The sequence below is a fragment of the Kitasatospora saccharophila genome, assembly GCF_039529925.1.
Taxonomy (GTDB): domain Bacteria; phylum Actinomycetota; class Actinomycetes; order Streptomycetales; family Streptomycetaceae; genus Kitasatospora; species Kitasatospora saccharophila.
The window spans coordinates 18,487-44,917 of sequence record NZ_BAAANS010000019.1 but is presented as its reverse complement, the minus strand read 5'-3'; the positions used below and the strand labels follow the sequence as shown (position 1 = coordinate 44,917).

The 26,431-nt window shown below is 74.6% G+C and carries 28 protein-coding genes; 3 read left to right on the top strand and 25 right to left on the bottom strand.

Annotation, left to right across the window (positions count from 1 at the left end):
- Window positions 1-184: 184 nt before the first annotated feature.
- On the top strand, window positions 185-658 hold the full coding sequence (locus ABD345_RS15870; RefSeq protein ID WP_344552760.1) for a carboxymuconolactone decarboxylase family protein: 474 nt from the start codon (window positions 185-187) through the stop codon (window positions 656-658).
- Here ABD345_RS15870 and ABD345_RS15865 read toward each other — a convergent pair.
- The 5 genes from ABD345_RS15865 to ABD345_RS15845 form a co-directional block, all read right to left on the bottom strand.
- A complete protein-coding gene (locus ABD345_RS15865) occupies window positions 634-1,089 on the bottom strand; it encodes a hypothetical protein (RefSeq protein ID WP_344552759.1) in 456 nt (151 codons plus the stop codon). The two genes, ABD345_RS15870 and ABD345_RS15865, sit on opposite strands and share 25 nt — an antisense overlap.
- A 9-nt stretch (window positions 1,090-1,098) precedes the next feature.
- Window positions 1,099-1,824: a TetR/AcrR family transcriptional regulator gene (locus ABD345_RS15860; RefSeq protein ID WP_344552758.1), complete on the bottom strand. Its 726-nt coding sequence runs from the start codon at window positions 1,822-1,824 to the stop codon at window positions 1,099-1,101.
- A gap of 74 nt (window positions 1,825-1,898) precedes the next feature.
- Complete coding sequence (locus tag ABD345_RS15855) at window positions 1,899-2,792, bottom strand: AraC family transcriptional regulator (RefSeq protein ID WP_344552757.1); 894 nt, start codon at window positions 2,790-2,792, stop codon at window positions 1,899-1,901.
- A 128-nt stretch (window positions 2,793-2,920) separates the two neighbouring features.
- On the bottom strand, window positions 2,921-3,565 hold the full coding sequence (locus ABD345_RS15850; protein WP_344552756.1) for a response regulator: 645 nt from the start codon (window positions 3,563-3,565) through the stop codon (window positions 2,921-2,923).
- Complete coding sequence (locus ABD345_RS15845; protein WP_344552755.1) at window positions 3,562-4,839, bottom strand: sensor histidine kinase; 1,278 nt, start codon at window positions 4,837-4,839, stop codon at window positions 3,562-3,564. The genes ABD345_RS15850 and ABD345_RS15845 overlap by 4 nt, the downstream gene beginning before the upstream one ends.
- 177 nt (window positions 4,840-5,016) lie before the next feature.
- Between ABD345_RS15845 and ABD345_RS15840 the strand changes: the two genes are divergently transcribed.
- Together ABD345_RS15840 and ABD345_RS15835 are read left to right on the top strand one after the other, a co-directional pair.
- A complete protein-coding gene (locus tag ABD345_RS15840) occupies window positions 5,017-6,075 on the top strand; it encodes an FtsX-like permease family protein (protein WP_344552754.1) in 1,059 nt (352 codons plus the stop codon).
- 32 nt (window positions 6,076-6,107) lie between these two features.
- The gene (locus ABD345_RS15835; protein WP_344552753.1) at window positions 6,108-6,818 is read left to right on the top strand and encodes an ABC transporter ATP-binding protein; all 711 of its coding nucleotides are present in this window, start codon (window positions 6,108-6,110) and stop codon (window positions 6,816-6,818) included.
- On the opposite strand, the gene ABD345_RS15830 is transcribed toward ABD345_RS15835, so the two are convergent.
- The 20 genes from ABD345_RS15830 to pafA all read right to left on the bottom strand — a co-directional run bounded on the left by ABD345_RS15830 (window position 6,815) and on the right by pafA (window position 26,379).
- On the bottom strand, window positions 6,815-7,606 hold the full coding sequence (locus tag ABD345_RS15830; RefSeq protein WP_344552752.1) for a hypothetical protein: 792 nt from the start codon (window positions 7,604-7,606) through the stop codon (window positions 6,815-6,817). The two genes, ABD345_RS15835 and ABD345_RS15830, sit on opposite strands and share 4 nt — an antisense overlap.
- Before the next feature lie 118 nt (window positions 7,607-7,724).
- Window positions 7,725-8,444, bottom strand: a complete 720-nt coding sequence (locus ABD345_RS15825) for a GntR family transcriptional regulator (RefSeq protein WP_344552844.1) — start codon at window positions 8,442-8,444, stop codon at window positions 7,725-7,727.
- A 115-nt stretch (window positions 8,445-8,559) separates the two neighbouring features.
- On the bottom strand, window positions 8,560-9,468 hold the full coding sequence (locus tag ABD345_RS15820) for an ornithine cyclodeaminase family protein (protein ID WP_344552751.1): 909 nt from the start codon (window positions 9,466-9,468) through the stop codon (window positions 8,560-8,562).
- Window positions 9,465-10,511, bottom strand: coding sequence for a proline racemase family protein (locus ABD345_RS15815; protein WP_344552750.1), 1,047 nt, complete (start codon window positions 10,509-10,511; stop codon window positions 9,465-9,467). Before ABD345_RS15815 ends, ABD345_RS15820 begins: the two co-directional genes overlap by 4 nt.
- 35 nt (window positions 10,512-10,546) lie before the next feature.
- On the bottom strand, window positions 10,547-11,926 hold the full coding sequence (locus ABD345_RS15810) for an aldehyde dehydrogenase family protein (protein ID WP_344552749.1): 1,380 nt from the start codon (window positions 11,924-11,926) through the stop codon (window positions 10,547-10,549).
- 166 nt (window positions 11,927-12,092) lie between these two features.
- Window positions 12,093-13,097 carry a proline racemase family protein gene (locus tag ABD345_RS15805; RefSeq protein WP_344552747.1) on the bottom strand — a complete coding sequence of 335 codons (1,005 nt, stop codon included), beginning with the start codon at window positions 13,095-13,097 and terminating at the stop codon, window positions 12,093-12,095.
- 95 nt (window positions 13,098-13,192) lie between these two features.
- Entirely contained in the window at window positions 13,193-14,131 is a 939-nt protein-coding gene (locus tag ABD345_RS15800; RefSeq protein ID WP_344552746.1) for a dihydrodipicolinate synthase family protein, read from the bottom strand.
- A 350-nt stretch (window positions 14,132-14,481) separates the two neighbouring features.
- Entirely contained in the window at window positions 14,482-15,957 is a 1,476-nt protein-coding gene (locus ABD345_RS15795) for an FAD/NAD(P)-dependent oxidoreductase (protein ID WP_344552745.1), read from the bottom strand.
- Entirely contained in the window at window positions 15,938-16,246 is a 309-nt protein-coding gene (locus ABD345_RS15790; RefSeq protein ID WP_344552744.1) for a (2Fe-2S)-binding protein, read from the bottom strand. The genes ABD345_RS15795 and ABD345_RS15790 overlap by 20 nt, the downstream gene beginning before the upstream one ends.
- Window positions 16,247-16,785: 539 nt before the next feature.
- Window positions 16,786-17,943: an NAD(P)/FAD-dependent oxidoreductase gene (locus tag ABD345_RS15780; protein WP_344552742.1), complete on the bottom strand. Its 1,158-nt coding sequence runs from the start codon at window positions 17,941-17,943 to the stop codon at window positions 16,786-16,788.
- Between the two features lie 177 nt (window positions 17,944-18,120).
- Window positions 18,121-19,017 (bottom strand): twin-arginine translocase subunit TatC, encoded by an 897-nt coding sequence (gene tatC / locus ABD345_RS15775; protein WP_425556832.1) that lies wholly within the window; start codon window positions 19,015-19,017, stop codon window positions 18,121-18,123.
- A 118-nt stretch (window positions 19,018-19,135) separates the two neighbouring features.
- Window positions 19,136-19,408: a twin-arginine translocase TatA/TatE family subunit gene (locus ABD345_RS15770; RefSeq protein ID WP_344552739.1), complete on the bottom strand. Its 273-nt coding sequence runs from the start codon at window positions 19,406-19,408 to the stop codon at window positions 19,136-19,138.
- Window positions 19,409-19,649: 241 nt separating this feature from the next.
- Window positions 19,650-19,805 (bottom strand): hypothetical protein, encoded by a 156-nt coding sequence (locus tag ABD345_RS15765; RefSeq protein ID WP_344552738.1) that lies wholly within the window; start codon window positions 19,803-19,805, stop codon window positions 19,650-19,652.
- A 14-nt stretch (window positions 19,806-19,819) separates the two neighbouring features.
- Window positions 19,820-20,050, bottom strand: coding sequence for a hypothetical protein (locus tag ABD345_RS15760; RefSeq protein WP_344552737.1), 231 nt, complete (start codon window positions 20,048-20,050; stop codon window positions 19,820-19,822).
- A gap of 5 nt (window positions 20,051-20,055) precedes the next feature.
- Window positions 20,056-21,012, bottom strand: coding sequence for a helix-turn-helix transcriptional regulator (locus ABD345_RS15755; RefSeq protein WP_344552736.1), 957 nt, complete (start codon window positions 21,010-21,012; stop codon window positions 20,056-20,058).
- On the bottom strand, window positions 21,009-21,983 hold the full coding sequence (locus ABD345_RS15750; RefSeq protein ID WP_344552735.1) for a helix-turn-helix transcriptional regulator: 975 nt from the start codon (window positions 21,981-21,983) through the stop codon (window positions 21,009-21,011). The genes ABD345_RS15755 and ABD345_RS15750 overlap by 4 nt, the downstream gene beginning before the upstream one ends.
- A 118-nt stretch (window positions 21,984-22,101) precedes the next feature.
- Entirely contained in the window at window positions 22,102-22,473 is a 372-nt protein-coding gene (locus ABD345_RS15745) for an FKBP-type peptidyl-prolyl cis-trans isomerase (RefSeq protein WP_344552734.1), read from the bottom strand.
- A gap of 59 nt (window positions 22,474-22,532) precedes the next feature.
- Window positions 22,533-23,828 carry an FKBP-type peptidyl-prolyl cis-trans isomerase gene (locus tag ABD345_RS15740; protein ID WP_344552732.1) on the bottom strand — a complete coding sequence of 432 codons (1,296 nt, stop codon included), beginning with the start codon at window positions 23,826-23,828 and terminating at the stop codon, window positions 22,533-22,535.
- Between the two features lie 113 nt (window positions 23,829-23,941).
- Window positions 23,942-24,937 (bottom strand): FKBP-type peptidyl-prolyl cis-trans isomerase, encoded by a 996-nt coding sequence (locus ABD345_RS15735; protein ID WP_344552730.1) that lies wholly within the window; start codon window positions 24,935-24,937, stop codon window positions 23,942-23,944.
- An 80-nt stretch (window positions 24,938-25,017) separates the two neighbouring features.
- Window positions 25,018-26,379 carry a Pup--protein ligase gene (pafA, locus tag ABD345_RS15730; protein WP_030458364.1) on the bottom strand — a complete coding sequence of 454 codons (1,362 nt, stop codon included), beginning with the start codon at window positions 26,377-26,379 and terminating at the stop codon, window positions 25,018-25,020.
- Window positions 26,380-26,431: the final 52 nt, after the last annotated feature.

The window sequence follows — 26,431 nt, the reverse complement described above, 5'->3', positions numbered from 1 at the left end:
TGGTGCGGGAAGGGTTCTTCGTGTGCGTCTTCTACGAGGCCGATCTGCCGGAGCACTGGAACGTCACCCCCTCGGGGGTGTGACCGGCGTCACATCCACGGCCTGTCACACCGGCGGTCGCGGCGGGGTCAACCTTTCGGAAGCGCGGAACACACCGGCGCTGAACACCAAGGAGTCACCCACCGTGAACGCTCGTCTCAACTACTTCGGCAACCCGCTCGGCGCGAAGTTCCTGAAGTACATCAACTCGGCCGGCCACGCCCTGGGCCTGTCCGCGCTGCCGGCGGCGACCCAGGAGCTGGTGAAGATCCGCGCCAGCCAGATCAACGGCTGCGGCTTCTGCACCGACATGCACACCAAGGACGCCGCGCACGCCGGGGAGACCCAGACCCGGCTGAACCTGGTCGCCGCCTGGCGCGAGGCCAACGTCTTCACCGAGGCCGAGCGGGCCGCCCTGGAGCTCACCGAGCAGGGCACCCGGATCGCGGACGCCGCGGGCGGGGTCAGCGACGCCGCCTGGGCCGAGGCCGCCAAGCACTACGACGAGGACCAGCTGGCCGCGCTGGTCAGCCTGATCGCGCTGATCAACGCGTACAACCGGATCAACGTGACCATCCAGCAGCCCGCCGGGGACTACGTCCCGGGCCAGTTCGCCTGATCCACCCCGCCGGGTCGCCGGACGCCCAGGCCCCCGCCCCTCCGGGGCCAGGGCGTCCGCCCCGCCTTCCCCGCCCAGGATTCACCGCGGCCCCGGAACCAACGGCCCTCGGGGCCGCCGTCGCCTTCGCCGTACCCCGCCCACACCGCCGTGCCGCAGCCGGCGCCCCGGTCGGACGGCGGCACCCGGCCGTCCCCGGCCCGGCGGGCCACCTCCGCGACCCGCGCCGCCCTCGGGCGCCCGGCGCCGAACAGCTCCACCGCCCCGGCCCCCTCCACCGGCCGGACCGCACCGGCCCGCTCCTCGTCCGCCGGGCCGCGCACCACCCCGACCACGTCGAGCACGCCGTACGTGCGGCCCTCCTCCTCCCGCCGGTCCAGCGCCCGCCGCGGGTCCGGGTGGTACGGCGTCGGGTGCGCCCGCAGGCTCACCCCACGCCGCTACGCCTCCCCCCGGGCCGCCGCCCCTGCGGCCGCCGACACCGCCGCCTCCAGCCCGGCACCTTCGCGCGCCGCGGCCTCCCGTCCAGCCCGGTCGCAGCCGGCCAGCCGCAGCGCCGCGTCGGCGACGGCCGCGCCGACTTCCGCGGTGTCGTAGCCGCTGCTCTCCGGTCGGCCGCGGACCACCGCGACACCGCCCTCGACCAGGCCCAGCAACAGGTCGCAGCGCAGCTCGCGGCCGGGCCCCGCCGGGTCGATCAGGTGCAGCAACTCGCCGTAGGCGGAGCGCAGTTCGGCGCGGGACCGGCGGAACCCGGCGAAGCGTTCGCCGCGCACCTCGGGGAGCTGGTAGAGCGCGCCGAGGTTGTACAGGCCGCGGTGCAGCAGCGCGGCGTCCGCGGCGGCCAGCGCCCACAGCCGGGCGGCCGGGTCGAGCGCGGGCCGGGCGAGCAGCGCGGTGGCCAGCAGCAGCGAGGGCTCGACGGTGGACTCCAGCAGGGTGGCGAGGATGTCCTCCTTGCGCGCGAAGTAGTGGTACATCGACGCCTGCCGCAGTCCGGCCTTCTCCGCCACCGCGCGGGTGGTGGTGGCGGCGTACCCGTTCTCCGTGAACAGTTCCGCCGCCGCCGCCAACACCTCTTCGCGCGGCGTCAGTTCACTCTCCGAGGGCCCCGCCACCCGGGGCCGGCCGACCCGCGCGGACGGGCGGGAATGCTGGGTGACCATGCCCCGGATCCTGTCACACGCCGGAGCCCGCCCACTCCCCCTCCCCTCACTCCCCCTCCCCTCAGACCCCCTGCCTACGCCGGGGTCCGGACCACCGGGATCCACAGCTGCGCGGTCGACTGCTCCGGGTCGTCCGGTACGGGCCGGACGCGCAGGATCTCCGGGCCGGGCCGGTACTCGTACGGGTTGGAGGGGATCCACCGGGCCGCGACCTCGGCCCACATCTGCTGCAGTGCCTGCGGGAACGGCCCGGTGTTCTCGAACACCGCCCAGCTGCCCGCCGGGCACTCCAACACGTCGAGGTCACCGGGCGGTTCGGCGGCCCCGCTCACCACCGCGTGGTAGTAGTCGAGCAGGCTGCCCTCCGCGAAGCCGTCCGGCCCGTCCGGCCCCTCCTCCGGCAGCCGGACCGTCGCCGCCACCACGCCCTCCGGCTCCTGGTCGGAGAGCGCGACGATCCGCGCCGTGGTCTCCGGCGGGACGCTCCGCACGTGCTCGACGATGTGCGGGTTGACCCCCTGGTGGATCAGCGGGACCCGGGCCTTCCTGCCCACCACCCGGAACGCTTCCTTCTCCACGATGCGGTACCGCATGGTGGCACTCCCTTCGACGACGAGACGGAAGGAGAGCCGGGGCTGCGCGTTCAGCACCGCGCCGTTGCGCCGCGCCTCCCCGGGCCCGACCCCGTGCAGGGTGCGGAACGCCCGGGCGAAGGCTTCCCCGGAGGTGTAGCCGTAGCGCACCGCGACGTCCAGCAGCGACGGCTGCCCGGCGAGCACCTCGGCCGCCGCGACGGTCAGCCGCCGGCGCCGGACGTACTCCGACAGCGGCATCCCCGCCAACGACGAGAACAGCCGCCGGAAGTGGTACTCCGACGTGGCGGTGATCCGGGCCAGCTCGGCCACGTCCAACCGCCGGTCGAGGTGCTCCTCCACGTGGTCCATCGCCTGGTTCAGCCGCTCCAGCACCCCGGCTCCCTTCCCTTTTCCTTGTCCCCGAGCCTAGGGAGGGCCGCCCCGCCCGCACCCGACGTTCCCGGCCCGCTCCGATCGGGTCCCGGCCCCGCCACCGGGCGACCCGCGCGGGGGAATCCCGGTCAGCGTTCCGCGGCGCGGATGATTCCGGCGGAGAGGCCCGCCGCGATCGCCGAGGTGCGGGAGTCGACGCCGAGTTTGTCGTAGACGTGCACCAGGTGGGTCTTGACGGTCGCCTCGCTGATGAAGAGCCGCTTGGAGATCTGCCGGTTGGGCAGGCCCTCGGCGAGGAGTTGCAGGATCTCGGCCTCGCGCGGGGAGAGCGTGGGGCGTCCGGCCCGGACCCGGCCGAGGAGGCGGGCGGCGACGGGCGGGGCGAGGACGGTCTCGCCGCGGGCGGTGGCGTGGACGGCGGCGGCGAGGTCCTCGGGCGGGGCGTCCTTGAGCAGGTAGCCGGTGGCTCCGGCTTCGACGGCGGCGAGGATGTCGGCGTCGGTGGAGTAGGTGGTGAGGACCAGGACGGCGGGCGGTTCGGGCAGCGCGGTGATCCGGCGGGTGGCTTCGACGCCGTGCATGCCGGCGCCCATCTGGAGGTCCATCAGGACGACGTGCGGGCGCCGGTCGGCGGGCAGTTCGGCGAGCAGGGCGAGTGCGGCGGCGCCGTCCGCGGCCTCGCCGACGGCGGTGACCCCGGGCAGCTCCTCGACGATGGCGCGCAGGCCGCGCCGGACCACGGGGTGGTCGTCGACCACCAGGACCCGGATCACCGCCGCACCCCGGCGAGGACGAGCGCGAACCGTCCGGCCGTCCGCCGCGCCGCCCCGGGCGGCTCCTGCCCGGGAGGCGCGGCGGTCTCCTCCGCGGCACCGGCCGCGGGCCGTTCGACGGCGCGCAGCGGGAGCGTCGCGGCGACCGCGGTGCCCTCGCCGGGGGCGGATTCGACGGTGAGGGTGCCGCCGAGGGCGGCGATCCGCTCGTGCATGCCGTGCAGGCCGAAGGAGTCGGGGGCGGGCGCGGTGGCGGGGTCGAAGCCGGTGCCGTCGTCGTAGACGTCGAGGGTGACGGCGTCGTCGAGGTAGGCGAGGGTGACGGCGATGTGCGCGGCGGCGGCGTGCCGAACGGCGTTGGCGAGGGCTTCCTGGGTGAGCCGCAGCAGGGCGACCTCGGCTTCGACGGGCAGCGGGTGGGGGTCGCCGTCGCGGTGGAAGGCGGCGCCGGCGCCGTCGGCGAGGCGGCGCAGCGCGTCGGTGAGGGTGGTGCCGTCGAGCGCGGGCGGGGTGAGGGCGTGGACGAAGCGGCGGGCCTCGGCGAGGTTGGCGGAGGCGGTGCGTTCGATCTCGTCCAGCAGCGGCACGGGGTCGGGGGCGCCGCCGGCCTCGCGGGCGAGCAGCACGATCCCGGCCAGGCCCTGGGCGAGGGTGTCGTGGATCTCCCGGGCCAGCCGCTGGCGTTCGGCGAGCCGGCCGGCCTCGCGCTGGCTGGCGGCGAGTTCGTCGCGGGTGCGGACCAGGTCGTCGATGAGCTGCTGGCGGGCGCGGCTCTCCCGGTAGAGGGCGGCGTAGCCGTACGCGGTGAGCAGGGCGACGGCGAGTCCGGCCAGCGGGCCGAGGACCTTGGCGGTGGTGAGGCCGCCGGGGGTGGTGCTCTGGGCGGCGACGACGGCGGCGGTGAGCGCGAGGACGGCGGGCAGGGCGAGCCGGGGCGGCAGGGCGTGCAGGCAGACGAAGTACAGCGGGAAGGCGAGGTAGCTGAACTCGGGGTGCTGGAGGGTGAGTCCGATCCACAGGGCGGCGACGGCGAGCAGCCAGCAGGCGCCCAGCGGCCGCGACGCGCGGATCCGCCGCAGCGCGCCCCCGGCGGCGTACACGGCGGCGAGCGCCCCGGCGGTGGCCCAGCCGCCCGGTCCGAGTGTCCCGTCGGCGGCGGCGCGGGCCAGCAGGACGGCGAGCAGGGTGAGGAACAGGCCGTGCACGGCGAGGTTGGCCAGGCGCAGCGCGGGCGTCGGGCCGGCCGGGGAGGGGTGGGGTTCGGTACGGGGCACGCTGTCCGAGGGTACGGGGCGCCGGCGCCCGCGCACGCCGCCGCGGCATCAACCGTTCGGTGGATTTCCGGGTGCACCGCCCGGCGGGTGTCCGCTCCCTCCCTCTCCCCGATGTCGGCGGGGGCCGCGCGGACCAGGCTGGGACCGTCCCGCCGTCCGTCCTGCGAAAGGTCTCCCGTGTTCGTCGCTCTGCGTGACATCCGTTTCGCCCGAGGGCGGTTCGCCCTGATGGGCGCGGTGGTCGTCCTGATCACGACCCTGGTGGTGTTCCTGTACGGCCTGACCGGGGGCCTGGCCTCGGCGGCGTCCTCGGCGATCGCGGGCCTCCCGGCGGACGGCGTGGTGTTCGGCGCCCCGGCGGGCGGGGAGGCGGAGGTGTCGTTCGCGTCCAGCACGGTCTCGCCGGGCCAGCGCGCGGCGGTGGCGGGCGCGGGGGCGGGGGCGGTGCACCCGCTGGGCGTGGCGATGTCGCGCCTGACGGCGGACGGCGGCGGCGCGGCCTCGGTGAGCGTGCTGGGCACCGACGCGGACCTGCTGCCGCCGCTGCTGCGGGGTGCGGCCCCGGTGGACGGCGAGCTGGCGGTGGGGGCCGACACGGCGGCCGCGCACCACCTCGCCCCGGGCAGCCGGGTGACGCTCGGCGCGCGGGAGTTGACGGTCTCGGCGGTCACCGCGCAGCGTTCGCTCTCGCACGCCCCGAGCGTGTGGACCACGCCGTCGACCTGGCAGTCGGTCTCCGGCCAGCGGCAGCCCACGGCGCTGGCGGTGCGCGGCGGCCTGCCGCACGGCCTGCCCGCCGACCTGGCGGCGGTGTCGCTGGACGACGCGCTGGCGGGCATCAACGGGTACGCGGCCGAGCAGGGCAGCCTGCGGCTGATCCAGGGGTTCCTGTTCGCGGTGAGCGCCCTGGTGGTGGGCGCGTTCTTCACGGTGTGGACGGTGCAGCGCCGCCCGGACATCGCGGTGCTGAAGGCGGTGGGCGCCTCCAGCGGCTACCTGGTGCGCGACGCGCTGGCCCAGGCGGCGGCGGTCCTGCTGGCGGGGGCGGTGCTGGGCGGGGCGCTGGGCGCGCTGGGCGGGGCGCTGGCCTCGGCGTCGGTGCCGTTCGACGTGGGCGCGTCGACGGTCGCCGTCCCGGTGGCGGCGATGGTGCTGCTGGGCCTGCTGGGCGCGGCCCTCGCGGTGCGCCGGATCACCGCCGTCGACCCGCTGGCCGCCCTGGGCGCCCACCGATGACCCCCCGTCCCCCTGCTCCGGAAGGCCCCGCCGTGACTGCTCCGACCACCGACACCTCCCTGCGCACCGGCCTGGCGCTGCGCGGCGTGACCCTCAGCTACCCGGACGGCGAGAACCGGCTGGTCGCCCTGGACGACGTCGAACTGTCCGTCGCCCCGGGCGAGTTCGCGGCCGTCGCGGGCCCGTCCGGCTCCGGCAAGTCCAGTCTGCTGGCGGTCGCCGCGACGCTGCTGCGCCCGGACCGCGGCGAGGTGCTGGTGGACGGGGTGGACGCGGGCGCGCTGGGCGAACGCGAACGGACCGCGCTGCGCCGCGAGCGCCTGGGCATCGTGTTCCAGCAGTCGAACCTGCTGGCCTCGCTGACCGCCGTGGAGCAGTTGCTCGTCCTGGAGTCGGTGCGCGGCCGCCGTCCGGCCCGGGCCCGCGCCCGGGCCGGGGAGTTGCTGGAGTCGGTGGGCCTGTCGGGGGCCGAGCAGCGCCGCCGCCCGCACCAGCTGTCGGGCGGCGAGCGCCAGCGGGTGAACATCGCCCGCGCCCTGTTCGGCAGCCCGTCGGTGCTGCTGGTGGACGAGCCGACCTCGGCGCTGGACCACGAACGCGGCGCCCAGGTGGTCGAGTTGCTGGCCGAGGTGACCCGGACGCACCGCACCGCCACCGTGATGGTCACCCACGACCGCGACCTGCTGGGCCGGGCCGACCGCGTCCTGGAGATGCACGACGGCCGGCTGTCCCGGGCGCGTTAGGGAATCGGGACCCGGTCGAGGAGCTTGCCGCCGTTGAAGAGCTGCTCGGCGGGCGGCTGCGCGGCCGGCACCGGCGCGTCGAACTCGCTGAACGCCACGGCGAGGGGGTCGCCGCCCACCGAGAGCAGGTGGGGTTCGGCGTCGCGGGTGACGGCGACCTCCACCGTGTCGTAGCCGTGGGTGGTGTCCAGCATGGTGAAGGTGAGGGCTTCGGTGCCGTTGACCGTCTTGGGCACCGCCGGGCCGAAGGTGCTCGCTTCGGCGCCGCTGTCCGCCAGACCGGCCTGCTCCTGGGCTTCCAGGCCGAGGTCGCAGAAATCGGCGAACTTCGCGGCGGTGGTGATGCCGTGGGCGGAGTAGGCCAGCCACTTGTCGCCGATGCGGTCGGCCGAGCCGAGCGCGATCCTGGCCTTGAGCCGGGCGTCCGGCTTCATCCACACGGTGGTGCCGCTGCGGATGATCTGCGCCCCGCCCGTGCCTTCGACGTCCAGCGTGCCGACGCAGTTGCCGTCCCGGTCCGCCGACACGCTGCCGGTGACCTGCCCGTCGCCGTGGCCGGTGTAGGTGGCCTTGACGGAGGTGAGCACGGCCCCGGCCGTCCGCGCCCTCCGCAGTAGCTCCACGGGTTCGGGAACGGCCGGGCTGCTCTTCGCGAGCGGCGAGGCGGGGGCGGCGGGAGCGGAGGCCGCGGCGTCCGACCCGCCGGACCCCTCGGGTCCGCAGGCCGTCAGGATCACCAGGGTGAGCGTGGACAGCAGGACGGCCGTGGACAGCCGGTGGGTGCGCATGGGAGATGGTTCCTGTTCGAACGGCTCGCTGACCGCGCGAGCCTGACAGGGAGTCAGCGCGCTCCGCCCGGCACCCCTGTCTTCTTTACCGTCCCTTTGCCATCGGAGTGACGGCCCGTCAGCGCCCCGACAGCCGCAGCGCGCTCTCCGGCTCGCCGGACTGCCCGGCGGGCTTGTCGCCGACCGCCCACAGGTGGCGGATGTGGCCGAGGTGCCGGGTCATGCACTCCTGGGCGGCCTCGGCGTCGCCGGTCAGCAGCACGTCGAGCAGCTCCAGGTGCTCCTCGGCGGAGCTGACCAGCTCGCCCTGCTGGTCGAGCCGGTTGAGGCCGTAGAGCCGGGAGCGCTTGCGCAGGTCGTTGACGGTCTCCACCAGCCGGGCGTTGCCCGCCAGCGCGAGCAGGTCGAGGTGGAACTGCCGGTCGGTCTCCAGGTAGCCGATCAGGTCGTGCTTGCGGGCGGCCGCGACGATCGCCCGGGCCTGCGGGCGCAGTGCTTCGAGCTGTTCGGCGGTGGCGGTCCGGGCGACCTGGCCGACGGTGGGGACCTCGATCAGGGCGCGGATCTCGGTGAACTCGTCGAGGTCCCGGTCGGAGAGCTCGGTGACCCGGAAGCCCTTGTTGCGGACGGCCTCGACCAGGCCCTCGCGGGCCAGGTCGAGCATCGCCTCGCGGACGGGGGTCGCGGAGACGCCGAAGTCGGCGGCCAGCGTCGGGGCCGAGTAGACCACCCCGGGGCGCAGTTCACCGGAGATGAGCGCCGCACGCAGGGCGTGGGCGACCTGGTCGCGCAGCCGCTCCTGGACGGAGATGAGGTTGCGGGGCTTGAGGTCGGCCATGGTGTTCCTCCGGAGGTTCAAACAGAACCCCATTGTACAATGTCACGTTGCGGAGAGTGAATGCCCTACCTGCGACTGTCGCCGTCCGTGTCCGCACCCGCGCGGCCCGCCCGGCCTACCCGCCGGTCCGCTGCCGCGCCGAGACGTACTGCGCCGCCGCCACCGCAAGATCCTGCCACGCCATGCCCACGCTCTTGAAGAGCCTGGGTCGATCATGGCGGACGACGGCCTTCCGGGTGACCAGTTCGGCCAGATTGGCGAGCCGTTCGGCCCCGGCCCCGGCCATCAGCAGGTCCCCGGCCTCGCGCAGCGCGACCTCGCGGGCCTCCACGAACAGGTCGGCGCGGTCCACCAGGCGGGCGTCCACCTCGCGGGCCGTCGGCTCGTGCGAGCCGACCGCCGCGACCACCGCCCGGTCCGGCACCAGCGCGCCGTCGAACAGCGGGGTGCGGGCGGTGGTGCAGCACACCACCGCGTCCGCGCCGGCCACCGCCCCGGGCGTGCCGACGGCCGCCGCCAGGCCCAACTCGGCCGCGCGGGCGACCAGTTCCGCGGCCGGCCCGGGCCGGCGGGCCACCACGGTGACCCGGTCCAGCCCGGGCAGCACCGCGTTCAGCGCCTCCAGGTGCCCGAGCGCCTGCGGCCCGGCGCCGAACAGCACCAGGTGCCGGGCGTCCGGCCCGGCCAGCGCCCGCAGCGCCAGCGCGGTGACCGCGGGGGTCCGCAGCGCGGTGAGCGCCGCCCCGTCCAGCAGCGCGAGCGGCCGCAGGGTCGGCCCGTCCAGCAGCAGGTACGACCCGGTGATCCGGGGCAGCCCGGCCGCCGGATTGCCCGGCGCCACCCCCGCGACCTTCACCCCGGCGTACTGGTCCGTCGCGGCCGGCATCAGCAGCAACTCCCCCGCCGGCACGGCCACGTTGGACCGCGCCGGACACGCCTCCACGTCCAGCCCCTCCACCAGCGTCCGCTCCAGCGCGGCCACGGCGGCCGGGAAGTCGAGCGTCAGCTCCAACTGCGCGGTCACAGCAGGAACCCCGCGCCGAGGGTGTCCTCGCCGTCGAGGACGAAGCGGTGCTCGCCGGTGCGGTGGGCGGTGCCGGTGACCTCGGTGATCACGCCGCCGGCCTGCGGCTCGCGGACCCGGCCGGTGAAGACGGTGCCGATGATCGAGTCGTGGCGCAGCACCCGCCCGCCGGTGAGGGCGCCCTGGTCGGCGAGCAGGGCGAGCCGGGCGGAGGTGCCGGAGCCGCACGGGGAGCGGTCGATCTGGCCGTCGGCGAAGACGGTGACGTTGCGCTGGTGCGGGCCGGTCGGCGTGTCGGGCAGTTCGTCGTGCAGGATGACGCCGTAGACGCCGTCGCGGTGCCCGGCGAGCGCCTCGTGGCCCTCCAGTGCGGCGCGGATCTCCCGCCCGGCGGCGGTGAGTTCGGCCAGCCGGTCGGGGACGACGGACAGGCCGAGCGCGGCGGCGGGCAGCGAGGCGTAGACCGCGCCGGAGTGCGCCAGGTCGACCCGGACCGTCCCGAGCGGCGTGGACAGCTCGACCCCGCGGGCCAGCACCCGGGTCGGCACGTTGCGGAAGGTCACCGCGGTGGTGCGGCCGCCGCTGCGGTGCACGGTGGCGCTGACCCGGCCGGAGGGGACGTCGATGCGCACCAGCGCGGTGCCGTCGTCGGGGGCGGCGACCAGGCCGGTGTCGACGGCCCAGGCGCCGAGCGCCATGGTGCCGTGGCCGCAGGCGGTCGAGTAGCCGTCCTTGTGCCAGAACAGGACGCCGAAGTGCGCCTCGCCGTCGTCCGCGGGCACCACGAACCCGCCGTACATGCCCGCGTGCCCGCGCGGTTCGCGGGTCAGCAGGCGGCGCACGTCGTCCAGCGCGCCGGGGCGCGGCGCGTTGGCGCTGCCGCCCGCGCCGATCGCGATCGAGCGGCGTTCGGCGACGGTGTCGCCGGGGATCGGCGGCAGCCCGGCGACGACGATCCGGAACGGTTCGCCCGCGGTGTGGTAGTCGGTGGTGGAGACCTGGTTCACCAGTGCTCCCCGCTTGGCCGGTGCTCCCCGGTCCATCGCTGCTCCCCGCTTGGTCAGTCCTTCCCGGTCCATCAGTACGCCCCGGCGGGCAGCACGCTGACGGTGCGCGAGGCGGTGTAGAAGTCGAGCGCGGTCTGACCCTGCTCGCGGGAGCCGTACGAGGCGCCCTTGGCGCCGCCGAACGGCAGGTGGAAGTCGACGCCGCTGGAGGGCGCGTTGATCCGGATCATGCCCGCGTCCAGCCGGTCGGCGGCGGCCAGCGCCACGTCCAGGCTGCGCGAGTGGACGGAGGTGGAGAGGCTGTGCCGGGTGTCGTTGGCCAGCGCGATCGCCTCGTCCAGGTCGGCGGCGGGCAGCAGCACGGCGAGCGGGCCGAAGAACTCCTCCTCCAGCAGCGGGTGCCCGGCCGGGACGTTCTCGACCAGGGTCGGCTCCAGGAACCAGCCCGCCCGGTCGGCCCGGCCGCCGCCGGCCAGCACGGTGGCGCCGCCCGCGCGGGCGGTGTCGATCGCCCCGGTCAGCCGTTCCAGCGCCTGCCGGTTGATCACCGGGCCGCAGGCGGTGGCGGGCGCGGCCGGGTCGGCGGCCGGGGTCCGCCCGAGCGCCTTCGCCAGTGCTTCGGCGAGCGGCTCGTAGGCGTCGCCGACGGCGATCACCCGGCTGGTGGCGGTGCACTTCTGGCCCGCGTAGCCGGCCACGGCGCCCGCCAGGTGGGCGGCGGCCTGCGCGATGTCGGCGTCCGGGAGGACCAGGGCGGCGTTCAGGCCGCCCATCTCGGCCTGCACCGGGATGCCGCGTTCGGTCGCCCCGGCGATCACCGAGCGGCCGACCCCGGTGGAGCCGGTGAAGGAGACGACGTCGGCGCCGCCGATCAGTGCCGTCCCCGCCTCGGCACCGCCCGGCACGATCGTCAGCACGCCCGTGGGCAGGTCCGCGAGTTCGGCCAGCCGCAGCGCCACCGCCACCGCCTCGGAGGACGGCTTGAGCACCACCGCGTTGCCGACGGCCAGCGCGGGCGCGGCCTTCCAGGTCGGGATCGCCAGCGGGAAGTTCCACGGGGTGATCAGCCCGGCCACCCCGTACGGGCGGCGGCGGGTCAGCAGCAGGCCGGGACCGGCGGCGGGCTCGTGCACCTCGCCGGCGGCGGCGAACGGCGCCTGCGCGTAGTAGCGCCAGATCGCCACCGTGCGGGCGACCTCGCCGCGCGCCTCGGCGACCGGCTTGCCGACCTCGCGGACCACCAGGGCGACCAGTTCCTCGGCGGCCGCCTCGATCGCCGCGGCGGCCCGGGTCAGCGCGAGCGACCGGCCGGCCGCCCCCAGCTCCCACCAGCCGCGCTGCGCGGCCCGCGCGCCCGCGAGTGCCGCCGCGACGCCGTCGGCCCCCGTCGACGGCACCGAGGCGACCAGGTCGTCGGGGTCGGCGGGATTGTACGAGTCGATCGTGGTCATGCTCAGGAACCTTTCACAGAAGGGGAGTTGACGGAGGCCGCCGAATCCGGGAGGGGCTGCGGACGGGTGTGGTCCGGGCACGGGCGGCGGCCGGTGCGCCCGGTTCCGCCGAACCGGGCGGGCCCCCTCTCCGCCCGTGCCCCGAACACGCCCGCCCGCGGCGCCGCTACAGCAGGAAGCCGGTCGGGAACGGGTCCGTCGGGTCGAGGAAGTACTGCGCGGTGCCGGTCACCCAGGCCCGGCCGGTGACGGTCGGGACGACGGCGGGCCGGCCGGCGACCGTGGTCTCCTCGACCAGGCGGCCGGTGAAGGTCGTCCCGATGAAGGAGTCGTTGCGGAAGTCCGCGCCGATCGCCAGCTCGCCGCGGGCGTGCAGCTGCGCCATCCGCGCGGAGGTGCCCGTCCCGCACGGCGAGCGGTCGAACCAGCCGGGGTGGATGGCCATCGCGTGCCGCGAGTGCACCGCGTCCGAGCCGGGCGCGAGCAGCTGGACGTGGTGGCAGCCGTGAATGGACGGGTCCTCGGGGTGCACCGGCCGGTCGTCGGAGGCGTTGATCGCGTCCATCAGGGCCAGCCCGGCGGCCAGGATCTCGTCTTTGCGCCCGCGCTCGAACGGCAGCCCGAACCGCTCCAGCGGCAGGATCGCGTAGAAGTTGCCGCCGTACGCGAGGTCGTAGCCGACCGTCCCGTAGCCGGGCACCGCCAGCTCCCGGTCCAGCGCGACCGCGTACGAGGGCACGTTGCGGATGGTGACGCCGACCGCGGCGCCGTTCTCCACCGCGACGTCGGCGACCACCAGTCCGGCGGGGGTGTCCAACCGGACGGTGGTGACTGGCTCGACCACCGGCACCATGCCGGTCTCCACCAGCACGGTGGCGACGCCGATGGTGCCGTGGCCGCACATCGGCAGCAGTCCGGAGACCTCGATGTACAGCACGCCGAAGTCGGCGTCCGGCCGGGTGGGCGGCTGCAGGATCGCGCCGCTCATCGCGGAGTGGCCGCGCGGTTCGTACATCAGCAGCGTGCGGAACCCGTCCAGGTGCTGCTGGAAGTGGGCGCGCCGCTCGGCCATGGTGGCGCCGGGGACGGTGCCGAAGCCGCCGGTGATCACCCGGGTGGGCATGCCCTCGGTGTGCGAGTCGACGGCGTGGAAGACGTGACGGGTCCGCATCGCGGTGCTCTCTCCAGTCGGCTGACGGCGGGTCGGGTGGTGCGGCGGTCCGGACCGGCTCCCCCGGAGCCGGTCCAGGCCGCCTCGCCGGGTGGTTACCGGTGGCCCTCGGCGAGCGCCTTCTCGGTCGCGGCGCGCACCGCGGCCTCGATCTCCGGGACGAGCGGCAGCCGCGGCGCGCGGGTCGGGCCGCCCGGGCGCCCGGCGATGTCCATGGACAGCTTGATGGACTGCACGAACTCGGTCTTGGAGTCCCAACGCAGCAGCGGGTGCAGCGACTTGTAGAGCGGGACGGCGGTGGCCAGGTCGCCGGAGACGGCGGCGTGGTACAGCGCGGAGCTGGCGGCGGGCAGCGCGTTCGGGTAGCCGGCGATCCAGCCGACCGCGCCGGCGACGGCCAGTTCCAGCAGCACGTCGTCGGCCCCGATCAGCAGGTCCAGGCCGGGGGCCAGCTCGCCGATCTCGTAGCCGCGGCGGACGTCGCCGGAGAACTCCTTGACCGCGACGATCGAGCCGTCCGCGTGCAGCCGGGCGAGCAGCGCCGGGACGAGGTCGACCTTGGTGTCGATCGGGTTGTTGTACGCGACGACCGGCACCCCGGCCTTCGCGACCTCGGCGTAGTGGGCACGCACCGCGGCGTGGTCGGCGCGGTAGGCGTTCGGCGGGAGCAGCAGCACCGAGCCGGCCCCGGCCTCGGCGGCCTGCTCGGCCCAGCGGCGGGACTCGGCGCTGCCGTAGGCGGCCACGCCGGGCATCACCCGGGCGCCGTCCCCGGCCGCCTCGACCGCGGTGGTGACGACCTTGGCGCGCTCCTCGGGGGTGAGCGTCTGGTACTCGCCGAGCGAGCCGTTCGGGACGACGCCGTCGCAGCCGTTGTCGATCAGCCAGCGGACGTGCTCGGCGTAGGCGTCGTAGTCCACCGTGAGGTCGTCACGGAAGGGCAGGGTGGTGGCGACCATGATGCCGCGCCAGGGACGGGCGGGGTCGTGGGGGGTGCGGTTCACGGGGGTCTCCCTAGATATGATGTGTGACATTTTACAAGTGGGCGAGCAGGGTCCACAAGAGCGACCCAGCCGGCCCGGCCGACGGCGCCGAACGGAACAGCGGCCAACCGCCCGGCCCGAGCCGGAGGCGACGACTCCCGCCCCGGCAACGGCCCCGGCACCGCGTCGGACAGCCCTCACCGTCGAGGAGCAGCAGGCCGCTGCGTACTCCCGACGGACCGAGACCACCCGAGCCGGAGGCGACGACTCCCGCCCCGGCACCGGCCAGACCACCGGCCCACCAACGGCCCCGGCCCCGGCGCCGCGTCGGACAGCCCTCACCGTCGAGGAGCAGCAGACCGCTGCGTACTCTCGACGGACCGAGACCACCCGACGCGACCTCAGTACCGGCCCGACCGCTCCGGCCCCGGCTCCGGCCCCGGCTCCAGCCCCGACCGCTCCGGCCGAGGTTCGGCCAGTTGCGCCAGCGGCACCGGGCAGGACAGCGGTCGGCTGTCCGGCCGCCCCGCGCCGCCACCGGACAGGCAGGCCACCGCGGGCCCGCACATCCGGCCCTGGCACCAGCCCATCCCGGCCCGGGTGAGCAGCTTGACCGTCCGGGCGTCACCGGCGCCGAGCTCCTCGACGGCCGCCCGGACCTCCCGGGCCGGGACCTCCTCGCACCGGCAGACCTCGGTGTCGTCGGTGACCCAGCCGGTCCAGTCCGGCCCGGGCACGTGCGCGGCGGCCATCAGCGCGGCGAACGCGCGCCGCCGCCGCCGGACGGCCGTCTCCCGGGCCGGGGCCGGACGCCCGGCCACCGCGTGGGCGGCCAGCACGCCCTCGGCGAGCGCCAGGTCCGCGCCGCCGACGCCGCAGGTCTCCCCCGCCGCCCACAGCCCGGGCACGCTGGTGCGCTGCTCGGCGTCGACCTTGAGGGCGACCGCGCCGTCCGGCCCGGTGACCGTCTCGGCGCCCAGCTCGGCGGCCAGTTCGATCTGCGGGACGAGTCCGTGCCCGATCGCCAGCGCGTCGCACGCGATCCGCCGCTCGCTGCCGGGCACCGGCTTCCAGCGGGCGTCCAGCCGGGCCACCGTGACGGCGGTGATCCGGTCGGTGCCGTGCGCCTCGACCACGGCGCTGCTGCGGCGCAGCCGCACGCCGTGCCGCAGCAGCCTGGCGCCGTGCGCGGCGCCCTCGGCCAGCTTCGCGGGGTTGCCGGCCAGCACCGGCAGCCCGCGGACGTAGCCGAGGTAGGAGGTGGCCTCCACGATCGCGGGGACCTCCGCGCCGGCCGAGACCAGCGAGGAGGCGGCGGCCAGCAGCAGAGGGCCGCTGCCGGACACCACGATCCGGTGGCCGGGGAGCACCAGCGAGGACTTGAGCATCGCCTGCGCGCCGCCCGCGGTCACCACTCCGGGCAGCGTCCAGCCGGGGAAGGGCAGGTGCCGCTCGTGAGCGCCGGTGGCCAGCAGGACGGCGCGGGCCAGGACGGTGGCCCGGTCGGCCGCCCCGGGGCCGCGGGTGGCGTGCAGGTGCCAGGGGCGCTCCCCGTCGCCGGGGACGCCCGCCTCGACCGCCCACACGTGGTGGCCGGCCAGGTGCTCCACCAGCGGCGAGGCCGCCAGCCGTTCGCGCAGCCGGGCGAAGACCGCCCAGCCGTGGTGCAGCTTCTCGGGGTGCGCCGCGCCCAGTTCGGGCCCGGGGTGCCGGTAGTACTGGCCGCCGAGCCGGCTGCCGGCGTCCACCAGCGCGACCCGCAGGCCGAGCCGGGCGGCGGCGTCGGCCGCGGCCAGTCCGGCGGGGCCGGCGCCGATCACCGCGAGGTCGTGGACCTCCCCGGCGCCGTCGCGCGGCTCAGACTTCGAGGTCGGCACGGCCGTGGCCCTCCTGGGTGCTGACGGTGTCGCCGTGCTCCGCGGGCAGCAGGCACAGGCGCTGGTTGGGGCGGCCGTTGACGGTGGCCAGGCAGTCGAAGCACTGGCCGATCCCGCAGAACGCCCCGCGCGGACGGCCTCCGCCGCGGGTGGTGCGCCAGGCGGCCACGCCGTCGGCCCACAGCGCGGCGGCCAGCGTCTGGCCGGGCAGCGCGGACACCGGGCGGCCGTCGAACAGGATGGTGCGGGCGGGGCCGGGTTCGGCGCCCACCAGGTCGAGCGGGTCCATCGCTACTCCTCGCTTCACGTGCTTCGTACCGCCCGACGGGAAGCCCGACCCGCCCGGCCGGCGCCCCGCCCCCGACCCGCGCGCGGGGTCCGCCCACCGGGCAGGAGAGTCCGACGCGGCCCCCGCCGAGCAGCGCGAACCGCTCCCGCCGGAACGGCCACGAGATCGAACTCCGTTTCCCCACAAGCCAGTTGTCAACCGACCAGCAGCCCGATGGCGGGCGCCGAACCGATCCCCGCACCCCCGTGCCCGCAGGCGCCGTAGCAGCCGGACACCCCGGCACCGCACCCCACCCGCCGCGACCGCCAGCCCCCACCGCCCCGCACTCACGACCCCTCCCCCGCACCCACGAACCGCTCCGGCCGAAACGGCGCAAGGTCGAACTCCAATTCCACCCCGGCCAGCTGCCAGCCGATCAGCAACCCGGTAGCGGACGCCAGACCGATCCCCGCACCCCCGTGCCCGCAGGCGCCGTAGCAGCCGGACACCCCGGCACCGCACCCCACCCGCCGCGACCGCCAGCCCCCACCGCCCCGCACTCACGACCCCTCCCCCGCACCCACGAACCGCTCCGGCCGAAACGGCGCGAGGTCGAACTCCGATTCCACCCCGGCCAGTTGGCGGCTGATCAGCAGCCCGGTGGCGGGTGCCAAGCCGATCCCCGCGCCCTCGTGCCCGCAGGCGTGGTAGAGGCCGGGCACCCGGGCGTCGCGCCCGATGGCGGGCAGGTGGTCGGGCAGGTACGGGCGGAAGCCGCGGTAGCAGCGCTGCACCTGGACGGTGCGCAGCACCGGGAAGAGGGCGGCGGCCTGGGCGGCGAGCCGGTGCAGCACCTCGGGGGCGAGGGTGCGGTCGAAGCCGACCCGTTCCCGGCTGGCGCCGATCAGCACCGGCCCGGCGGGGGTGCCCTCGACCACGGCGGAGGACTGCAGGTCGGCCGAGCCGGAGGCGACGTCGGCGACGTAGTCGGCGGCGTAGACCTTGTGCCGGACGATCCGCGGCAGCGGTTCGGTGACCAGCACGAAGCCGCGCCGGGGCAGCACCGGCAGCCGCACCCCGGCCAGCGCGGCGAGTTCGCCGCCCCAGGTGCCGGCCGCGTTGACCACGGCGGGCGCGGCGAGGGTGCCGCGTTCGGTGCGCACGCCGGTGACGGCGCCGCCGGGGCCGCGCAGCAGGCCGGTGACGGCCTCGCCTAGGTACCGGTCGGCGCCGGAGGCGCGCAGCAGGTGGGCGGCGGCCAGCGCGGGCTGCACCTGGGCGTCCTGCGGGTACAGGTAGCCGCCGGGCAGGTCCTCGGCCAGGTGCGGTTCGAGGGTGCGCAGTTCGTCGGCGGCGACCGGGACGGCCTGCACGCCGGCGGTGCGCTGCTTCGCGGCGAAGCCGTGCAGCAGGTCGAGTCCGGCGGCCCCGGTGGCGACCACCAGGCCGCCCTTGGGCTCGTACTCGACGCGGTCGCCGAGCTCCTCGGCGAGGTCGTGCCACAGCCGGGTGGAGAGCAGGGCGAGGTCGAGTTCGGGGCCGGGTTCCTTGTCGGAGACCAGCAGGTTGCCTTCGCCCGCACCGGTGGTCCCGCCGGCCACCGGGCCGCGGTCCACCACGGCGGCCTTCAGGCCGGCGCGGGCCGCGTAGTACGCGCAGGCGGCGCCGACGACGCCGGCGCCGACCACCACGACGTCGTAGGGGGTTCGCTTGAGCACGTCAGTAATATGTCACATGGCCCGAACCTCGGGCAAGCCCCCCACCAGCGCTGATCGACCCCGTCCCCACCAGCGCGGATCGGCCCCGCTCCCGGGAACGCGGACGGCCCCGGACCACAGGGGTCCGGGCCCGTCCGTCGGCGGGGCCGATCAGCGCTTCAGCGGCTCAGCGGCTCATCAGGTGATGTCGTCGTCGATCTGGTCGCGGCGCGCGGCCGGGATCGGCGCGGGGGCCTCCACCGGCTCCACCCCGCCGACGGACTCGGCGCCCGCCACGCTCTCGACCGTCAGGTCGACCTCGGAGGCTTCCTCGTCGCTCAGCCCGGCGTCGGGGTTGCGGGCCGCCTTGCGCTTGTCGTTCATCAGCGAGATGCCGACCGCGATGAAGTACAGCGCCCAGATCGGCGCGGCCAGCGCCAGCATCGACACCGGGTCGGCGGACGGGGTCGCGAACGCGGCGAACACGGTGATGCCCATCACCATGGCGCGCCACCAGCCCAGCATCCGCCGGCCGGTGAGCACCCCGACCAGGTTCAGCATCACCAGGAACAGCGGCAGTTCGAAGCCCGCGCCGAACACCAGCACCATGCGGGTGACCAGGTCGAGGTAGTCCTCCACCGGCACGATCGAGGTGACGCCGTCCGCGACGAAGCTGATCAGCATCTGCGCGGTCATCGGCATGACCAGGTAGGCGAACGCCGCCCCGGCGAGGAAGAGCGGGGTGCCGATGGCCAGGAAGGAGATCGAGTAGCGCTTCTCGTGCTGGTGCAGGCCGGGCGCCACGAACTTCCACAGCTGGTACAGCCAGACCGGGGTGGCGGCCACCACGCCGGCGGTGAGGCTGACCTTCAGCACCAGGGTGAACGGCGTCAGCAGACCGATGTTGGACACCTGGGCGCAGTGCTCGTCGCCCGGCACCGGGTGCCCGTCCGGACCGCAGGCCGGCAGCGGGGCGATCAGGAAGTCCAGCAGCCGCTTGTTGAAGAACGCCGCGATGATCGTGAAGAAGATGATCGCCAGCAGTGACTTGACCAGCCGGTTGCGCAGTTCGCGGAGATGGTCGGCGAGCGCCATCCGCCCCTCAGGGTCCTTGGCCGCTTTGGTCGTCTTGCTCAACCCGGTCCTCGAATCGTGCGCTCGTCGTAGTCGGAGTGGTGCGGGAGCCCGACGGTGGTGCTCAGGGGGAAGACCCTCAGGCCACCCGGTCGGAGCGGGAGGCGCCGGGGGCCGCCTTGACCACCCGGTCAGGTTCGGCGGCGGGCCGCGCGGCCGGGGCCACGGGGCTCGCGGGGGTCGCGCCCTCGCGGCCGGAGTCGAACTCCCGGCGCAGCGCCTTGCCCTCGCTCTTGAGGATCCGCAGGGAGCGGCCGAGCGCCCGCGCCGCGTCCGGCAGCCGCTTGCCGCCGAACAGCAGCACCGCGAACACCGTGACCAGCAGCAGCGAGCCGGGCGACAGGAGTCTCATCTCCGGGGCACCGCCTTCCTTGTCCGGGAGGCAGGGCTCCCCCTCTGCGGGCGATGGTAGCCGCTCGGGGTGTCGCGGCGGGAACCCGGTACCCAACGATCGGATACCGGTCACCCCCACCGCGCCGCACCGCACCGGTCCGCACCGCACCGGTCCGCACCGCACCGGTCCGCACCGCGCCGGTCCGCACCGCTCCCCCGGCGCGCCGCGCCACTCGGAGCCGCTCCCCCGGCGCGCCGGATCAGTCGGAGCCGCTCGCCCGCTGCAGCGCGCCGACCGCGCCGTCCACCTCGCGGGCCAGCGCCCGGGCGTCCAGCCACAGCCGCAGCGCGAGCACCCCGAGCACCAGCAGGCCCGCGGTGGACAGCAGGACGGCGCCGACCAGGGTCCAGTTCACGTGCGGGGCCTCCCCTATCCGTCCACCGGCAGCAGCCGCATGGTGTGCACGCCGGCCTCGGTGAGCGCGGCGACGATCTTCTCCCCGGCGATCTTGCGGACGACCGCTCCGCAGGCCGGGCAGGTGAAGCTGTAGAAGGTGCGTTCCTTGCTGGCGCCGAGGGCCAGCCGGAACTCGCCGGCCGGGAGTTCGACCTTCTCCCGGCACTGCGAGCAGTACACCTTGAATCTGGTGCCTTCGGTCACGTGGTTCAGACCTGTCCGTCCCGGTAGTGCTCCAGCGCGGCCAGCGCGGCGGTGCGGGCCTGTTCGGCGAGCTGGGCGGGGGCGGTGATCCGGCCGTCCCGGCCCAGGCGCAGCGCGAGGGTGCGCAGCCCGGCCGGCTCGGCGGAGCGCAGGGTGATCCGCAGGCCGCCGTCGGGGAGTTCCTCGGCGCTGTCGTGGGTGTAGTACTCGGCGACCCAGCGGCCGCCGGGGCCGACCTCGACCACCACCTGCGGGTCGTCCGCGGTGGGGGCGACCAGTCCGGCGGACAGGTCGCGGGGCTGGAGGCGGGGCGGGTTGGCGGGTTCGTCCAGCACCTTGATCTCGGCGATCCGGTCGAGCCGGAAGGTGCGCCGGTCCTCGGAGGTGCGGCACCAGCCCTCCAGGTAGGTGTGGCCCTCGGTGACCAGCCGGATCGGGTCGACCTCGCGCTCGGTCAGCTCGCCGCGGCCGTGCGACCAGTAGCGCAGCCAGATCAGCCGGCCCTCGCTGAGCGCCCGGTCGATGTCGGCGAAGACGGTGCCCTCGGCCTCGAAGGTGACGCCGATCCGGGCGGCGGACTCGGCGTTCTCGCCCGCCGCGTCCTCGATCTTGGAGACGGCCCGGGTGAGCGCCTGCCGGTCGCGCTCGCGCAGCCCGGGGAGCCCGGCGACGGCGCGGGCGGCGACCAGCAGCGCGGTGGCCTCGTCGGCGGCCAGTCGCAGCGGCTGGGCGACGTCGTCGACGTTGTGCCACCAGATCCGCTCGCCGTCGGTGTCGATGTCGAGCAGGTCGCCGCCGCGGAAGGACGTCCCGCACATCGGCAGCACGTTCAGGTCGCCGATCAGCTCCCGCTCGGTGATCCCGAACGCCCGCGCCACCTCGGCCACCTCGGCCCCGGGGCGCTCGCGCAGGTAGGTGACCAGCGACAGCATCCGCCGCGTCTGGTCGATCGCGTTACTCATGCCTGAACCTCCGCGAGACCGGCGACGGCGCGCAGCCGGTCGATGACGTCGGCCCGCAGGTCCTCGGGGCCGATCACGATGACGTCGGGGCCGTACTCGGCCAGGTCGGCGCCCAGACCGTTGCCGTAAGGGATGTCCAGCTCGTCCCAGTCGGCGTTCACCGCACGGGTCTCCAGCGCCCGCTGGCGCAGCGGGTAGGCCGCGCCGGAGCGCACCTCGACCTTCGCCACCGCGGTCGCGCCCTCGCCGGCGAACCGGGCCACCACGGCCCGGACGTCCACGTGCTCGGGCACCTCGCCGGTGAACGCGCCGGCCCGGGAGCGGACCTTTCCGGTGATCCGGGAGAGCCGGAACACCCGGGCCGAGCCGCGGTCGCGGTCGTAGCCGGCCAGGTACCAGTGGCCGCGCCAGCACTCCAGCGCCCAGGGCTCGACCGAGCGCGGCTCGGCGGTGGCGGCGCCGGCCTTGCGGTAGTCGAAGGTGACCGGGCGCCGGTCGCGGGCGGCGGTGAGCAGCGGTTCGAACGCGGCCTCCCGGCCGGGGATCCGCGGTTCCAGCGCGCCGTGCTCGGGCTCCTCGGCGAACGGGACGCCCGCGGCGCGGAGCTTCTGCAGGGCTCCGCTGGCGGCCCCGGACATCTTGGCCTGCTGCCAGACCCGGGCGGCCAGCGCCAGCGCGGCGGCCTCCTCGGCGTCCAGGGCGATCTCCGGGAGGCGGTTGCGGTCGCGGCGGGCGAGGTAGCCGATCTCGCCGTCGAGCGCGTTCTCGTCCACGTCGATGATCAGTCCGAGTTCCCGCAGGTCGTCCTTGTCGCGCTCGAACATCCGGTTGAAGGCGTCCTCGGAGCCCTGCTGCCAGGCCTCCCGGTACGCCTCGACGGACTCGCGCAGCTCTTTCTTGGAGAGCGGACGCCGGGTGTTCATCAGGCACAGGGCTAGGTTCATCAGCCGCTCTGCCTTGGCGATCGCCATCGCTGACCCTTCCTCCGATCGGGGGTGACCCGCCTGACCGTACCGGTACGGACGCGTCCAGAGAAAGCCGAACCCCCGGCTCCTGGCGGAACCGGGGGTGTCGGTGGTACGTCCGAGGTCAGACGCCCAGCAGGTCCACCACGAAGATCAGGGTGGAACCGGCCGGGATGAGCGGGCTCGGCGACTGGTTGCCGTAGGCCAGCGCGGGCGGGATGACCAGCTCGCGGCGGCCGCCGACGCGCATGCCCTCGACGCCCTGGTCCCAGCCCTTGATGACCCGTCCCTTGCCGAGCGGGAACTTGAAGGTCTGGCCGCGGTTCCAGGAGGCGTCGAACTCCTCGCCGGAGGCGAAGGTGACACCCACGTAGTGGACCTCGACGGTCGCCCCGGCCTTGGCCTCGGCGCCGTCGCCGACCACGATGTCGCGGATCTGGAGCTCGCTCGGGGCGTCGCCGCCCGGGAAGTCGATCTCCGGCTTGGTCAGGCTCACGATTGCTCTTCTCGTTCGGTTGCGTGAACGCCACTCATCCTAGGCGCACGGACGAGCCGTCAGCTGTCGCCGCCGACGCCCGCGTCCAGGATGTCCACCACGAACACCAGGGTGGAGTTGGCCGGGATGCTGTCGCTGGCCTTGTCCTTGTAGCCCAGCGAGGCGGGGATGACCAGCTCGACCCGGCTGCCGATGTTCTGGCCGGTGATGCCCTGGTCCCAGCCCTCGATGACGCTGCCGGCACCGGTGGTGAAGGTGAACGCCTGCCCGCGGTCGAGCGAGGAGTCGAACTTCTTGCCGTCCTTGTACAGCACGCCGGTGTACTGGACCAGCACCTTCTCGCCGGCCTCGACCTTGCGGCCCTTGCCCTGGATCAGCACGTGGCTCTTCAGCTCGGTCGGGTCGGCGGCGTCCTTGACCGGGGTGATCTCGGCGGCCTTGCTGCCGTTGTCCTTGACCTGCGGGAAGTCCGCGGGCGGCGGGGTCACGTCACCGGAGAGCACCGCGTTCGGGGCGGTGGACTGCCGGATGTCCAGCACGAACACCAGGCTGTCGGTGCCCGCGATGCCCAGCTGGCTGTTGCCCTGGGCGCCGAACGCGGCGGCGGGCGGGGCGACCACCAGCAGGCGGCTGCCGGCCTTGTGGCCCTCGACGGCGCTGTCCAGCGCGGGGATCAGCGAACCGGCGCCGGCCTGGTAGAGCTGCGGCTTGCCGTTCTGCTCCCCGTACGAGCCGGGGATGTCCTTGCCGGTCTGCCAGTCCATCGCCGTGTAGTCGACGGAGACCCAGTTGTTCTTGTCGACCTTCGGGCCGCTGCCCTCGGACAGCACCTTGACCACGAACGTCCCGTCGGGGGCGTCCTTGGGCAGGGTGATGCTCGCCTTGGTGCCGAAGTCGCCGGAGACCGAGGGCAGCACCTTGGCGCTGTCCTTGATCGGCGGCACCGGCTCCTGGCTGGGCGCCGCCTCCGAGGCCCCCGCGTCGGGGCTGGGGGTGACCGCGGCCGAGTCCGACTTGGCCGCGGGCTTGCTGCCGCCGTCCTTGTTGACGTAGTACATCGTCACGCCGGAGGCGACCAGCAGGACCGCGAGGACCGAGCCCAGGATGACGCCGAGCCGGCCCACCCCGCCCGGGTCCTCGTTGTACCCGGCCTCGGAGAGCGGGACCTTGCGCTGGTTGGACGCGAAGACCTGCGGCGCCTGCTCGGCCTTGGCGTCCGGGCTGACCGGGTTGGTGGGCGGCGCCCAGCCGGCCTGGGTCAGGATCTCGGCGGGGACGACGATCGACTCGCGGTCCACGACGGGCTTGTTCCCGGTGCTGTCGGCCTCGCCCGGGCTCGACGCTTTCTCAGACATGACTCCCCATTCGACTCGCCCGACGACGCGTGTACCACTGGTGCGGGGCAGCAGTATGTCAGGTCGGCATGAGAGCCGTTCAGTCCGGTCCGCGCCCCGCTGTCAGGCGCTTCTCAGACGGCTTCCAGGATGTCGATCACGAAGACCAGGGTGGAGTTGGCCGGGATCGACCCGCTGGCCTGGTCCCCGTACCCCAGCGAGGGCGGCACCACCAGCATCACCCGGCTGCCGACGTTCTTGCCGACCAGCCCCTGGTCCCATCCCTTGATCAGGCTGCCGGTGCCGACCTGGAGGGCCTGCGCGCCGCCGTGGTTCCACGAGGAGTCGAACTGCTTGCCGTCCGCCCAGGTCACGCCGGTGTACTGGACCAGCAGCGTCTGCCCGCTCTGCACCTCGGGGCCGGTGCCCTTGACCAGCACGTACTGCTGCAGGTCGGCGGGCGGCTGCTCGCCGGAGGGGACGGTGATGGTCGGCGCGGCCTTGCCGTTGTCCTTCACCTGCGGGGCGTTCGCCGGCGGCTGGGTGAGGTCCCCGGGGATGGTGGTGTCCGGCGCGACGGAGTTCATCACGTCCAGCACGAACACCACGGTGTCGTCCTTGCCGACGCCCAGCGCGGTCGACCCCTGGCTGCCGAACCCGGCCGCGGGCGGCGCCACCACCAGCACCCGGGAGCCGACCTTCTTGCCGACCACGCTCTGGTCGAAGGCGGGCACCAGCTGCCCGCTGCCCGCCTGGTACAGCTGCGGCTTGCCGCCGGAGTCGTAGGAACTGGACAGGTCCTTGCCGGTGGTCCAGTCCTTGACGGTGTAGTTGACCGTCACCCAGTCTTCCTTCTTGACCTCCGCCCCGGAGCCCTCGCTCACGGTGCTCACCACGAACTGGCCGCCGGGCTGCTCGGAGGGCAGCGTGATCGTCGCCTTCGAGCCGAACTCGCCGCTGACGGTCGGCATCGGCGAGGCGGACGCCACCGGGCTCGGCACCTCGACCGCGGAGGCCGAGGAGGCCGGGGCCGTCGTCGCGGCGGACTTCCCCGAGCCGCCCGAACTACTGCATCCGGCGATCAGCGCGACGGTCAGGGAGACGGTGAGCAGGCAGGCGGTTCGACGCATGGCGTCAGCCTATGACCCGATTCGTCCGGTCCGTCGGAGGCGCTCGGCGCGCCCCCGACGGACCGTCGGCCGCCGGTGGCTCACATGCCGGCGATCAGCTTCTCCACCCGCTCGTCGACCGAGCGGAACGGGTCCTTGCACAGCACGGTGCGCTGCGCCTGGTCATTCAGCTTGAGGTGCACCCAGTCGACGGTGAAGTCGCGGCGCTGCTCCTGGGCGCGCCGGATGAAGTCGCCGCGCAGCCGGGCCCGGGTGGTCTGCGGGGGCACCGACTTGCCCTGGAAGGTCAGCAGGTCGGTGGTGACCCGCTGGGCCTGGCCGTTCTTCTGCAGCAGGTAGAACAGGCCGCGGCGGCGGTGGATGTCGTGGTAGGCGAGGTCGATCTGGGCCACCCGCGGGTTGGACATGGTCATCTGGTGCTTGGCCCGGTACTTCTCGATCAGCTGGTACTTCATGATCCAGTCGATCTCGGTGCCGACCTTGGCCAGGTCCTCGCTGCGCACCGCCTCCAGGGTGCGGCCCCACAGGTCCAGCACCCGGGCCACGGTGCCCTCGTTGAGGCCCTTGCGGTCGGCGAACTCCAGCGCCTTGGTGTAGTACTCCTCCTGGATCTCCAGGGCGGACGCCTCCCGGCCGTTGGCGAGCCGGACCTGGTGGGTGCCGGTCAGGTCGTGGCTGACCTCGCGGATCGCCCGGATCGGGTTCTCCAGCGTCAGGTCGCGCATCACCACCCCGGCCTCGATCAGCCGCAGCACCAGGTCGGTGGCGCCGACCTTGAGCAGCGTGGTGGTCTCCGACATGTTGGAGTCGCCGACGATGACGTGCAGCCGGCGGTAGCGCTCGGCGTCGGCGTGCGGCTCGTCCCGGGTGTTGATGATCGGCCGGGAGCGGGTGGTGGCGGAGCTGACGCCCTCCCAGATGTGCTCGGCGCGCTGGCTGACGCAGTAGACCGCGCCGCGCGGGGTCTGCAGCACCTTGCCGGCGCCGCAGATCAGCTGCCGGGTCACCAGGAACGGGATCAGCACGTCCGCCAGCCGGGAGAACTCGCCGTGCCGGGCCACCAGGTAGTTCTCGTGGCAGCCGTAGGAGTTCCCGGCCGAGTCGGTGTTGTTCTTGAACAGGTAGACGTCCCCGGCGATGCCCTCCTCGTGCAGCCGCCGCTCGGCGTCCACCAGCAGCCCTTCGAGGATCCGCTCGCCGGACTTGTCGTGGGTGACCAGCTCGGTGACGTCGTCGCACTCGGGGGTCGCGTACTCGGGGTGGGAGCCGACGTCGAGGTAGAGGCGGGCGCCGTTCTTCAGGAAGACGTTGCTGCTGCGGCCCCAGGAGACGACCCGGCGGAAGAGGTAGCGGGCGACCTCGTCCGGCGAGAGCCGGCGCTGGCCCCGGAAGGTGCAGGTGACGCCGTACTCGTTCTCGATCCCGAAAATTCGACGGTCCATGGACGCCTCTTCTCTGTTCGAAGCTCGGTGGAACCCCTCGGTGGCGGTGGTG

Bases quoted from the DNA above. Each gene is read 5' to 3' on its own strand.
- ABD345_RS15860 (WP_344552758.1), bottom strand. From the start codon at position 1,824: ATGGTCACCCAGCATTCCCGCCCGTCCGCGCGGGTCGGCCGGCCCCGG.
- ABD345_RS15830 (WP_344552752.1), bottom strand. From the start codon at position 7,606: ATGCGCACCCACCGGCTGTCCACGGCCGTCCTGCTGTCCACGCTCACC.
- ABD345_RS15825 (WP_344552844.1), bottom strand. From the start codon at position 8,444: ATGGCCGACCTCAAGCCCCGCAACCTCATCTCCGTCCAGGAGCGGCTG.
- ABD345_RS15815 (WP_344552750.1), bottom strand. From the start codon at position 10,511: ATGGACCGGGGAGCACCGGCCAAGCGGGGAGCACTGGTGAACCAGGTC.
- ABD345_RS15810 (WP_344552749.1), bottom strand. From the start codon at position 11,926: ATGACCACGATCGACTCGTACAATCCCGCCGACCCCGACGACCTGGTC.
- ABD345_RS15805 (WP_344552747.1), bottom strand. From the start codon at position 13,097: ATGCGGACCCGTCACGTCTTCCACGCCGTCGACTCGCACACCGAGGGC.
- ABD345_RS15800 (WP_344552746.1), bottom strand. From the start codon at position 14,131: ATGTCACACATCATATCTAGGGAGACCCCCGTGAACCGCACCCCCCAC.
- ABD345_RS15790 (WP_344552744.1), bottom strand. From the start codon at position 16,246: ATGGACCCGCTCGACCTGGTGGGCGCCGAACCCGGCCCCGCCCGCACC.
- tatC (WP_425556832.1), bottom strand. From the start codon at position 19,017: ATGGCGCTCGCCGACCATCTCCGCGAACTGCGCAACCGGCTGGTCAAG.
- ABD345_RS15770 (WP_344552739.1), bottom strand. From the start codon at position 19,408: ATGAGACTCCTGTCGCCCGGCTCGCTGCTGCTGGTCACGGTGTTCGCG.
- ABD345_RS15755 (WP_344552736.1), bottom strand. From the start codon at position 21,012: ATGAGTAACGCGATCGACCAGACGCGGCGGATGCTGTCGCTGGTCACC.
- ABD345_RS15750 (WP_344552735.1), bottom strand. From the start codon at position 21,983: ATGGCGATCGCCAAGGCAGAGCGGCTGATGAACCTAGCCCTGTGCCTG.
- ABD345_RS15740 (WP_344552732.1), bottom strand. From the start codon at position 23,828: ATGTCTGAGAAAGCGTCGAGCCCGGGCGAGGCCGACAGCACCGGGAAC.
- ABD345_RS15735 (WP_344552730.1), bottom strand. From the start codon at position 24,937: ATGCGTCGAACCGCCTGCCTGCTCACCGTCTCCCTGACCGTCGCGCTG.
- pafA (WP_030458364.1), bottom strand. From the start codon at position 26,379: ATGGACCGTCGAATTTTCGGGATCGAGAACGAGTACGGCGTCACCTGC.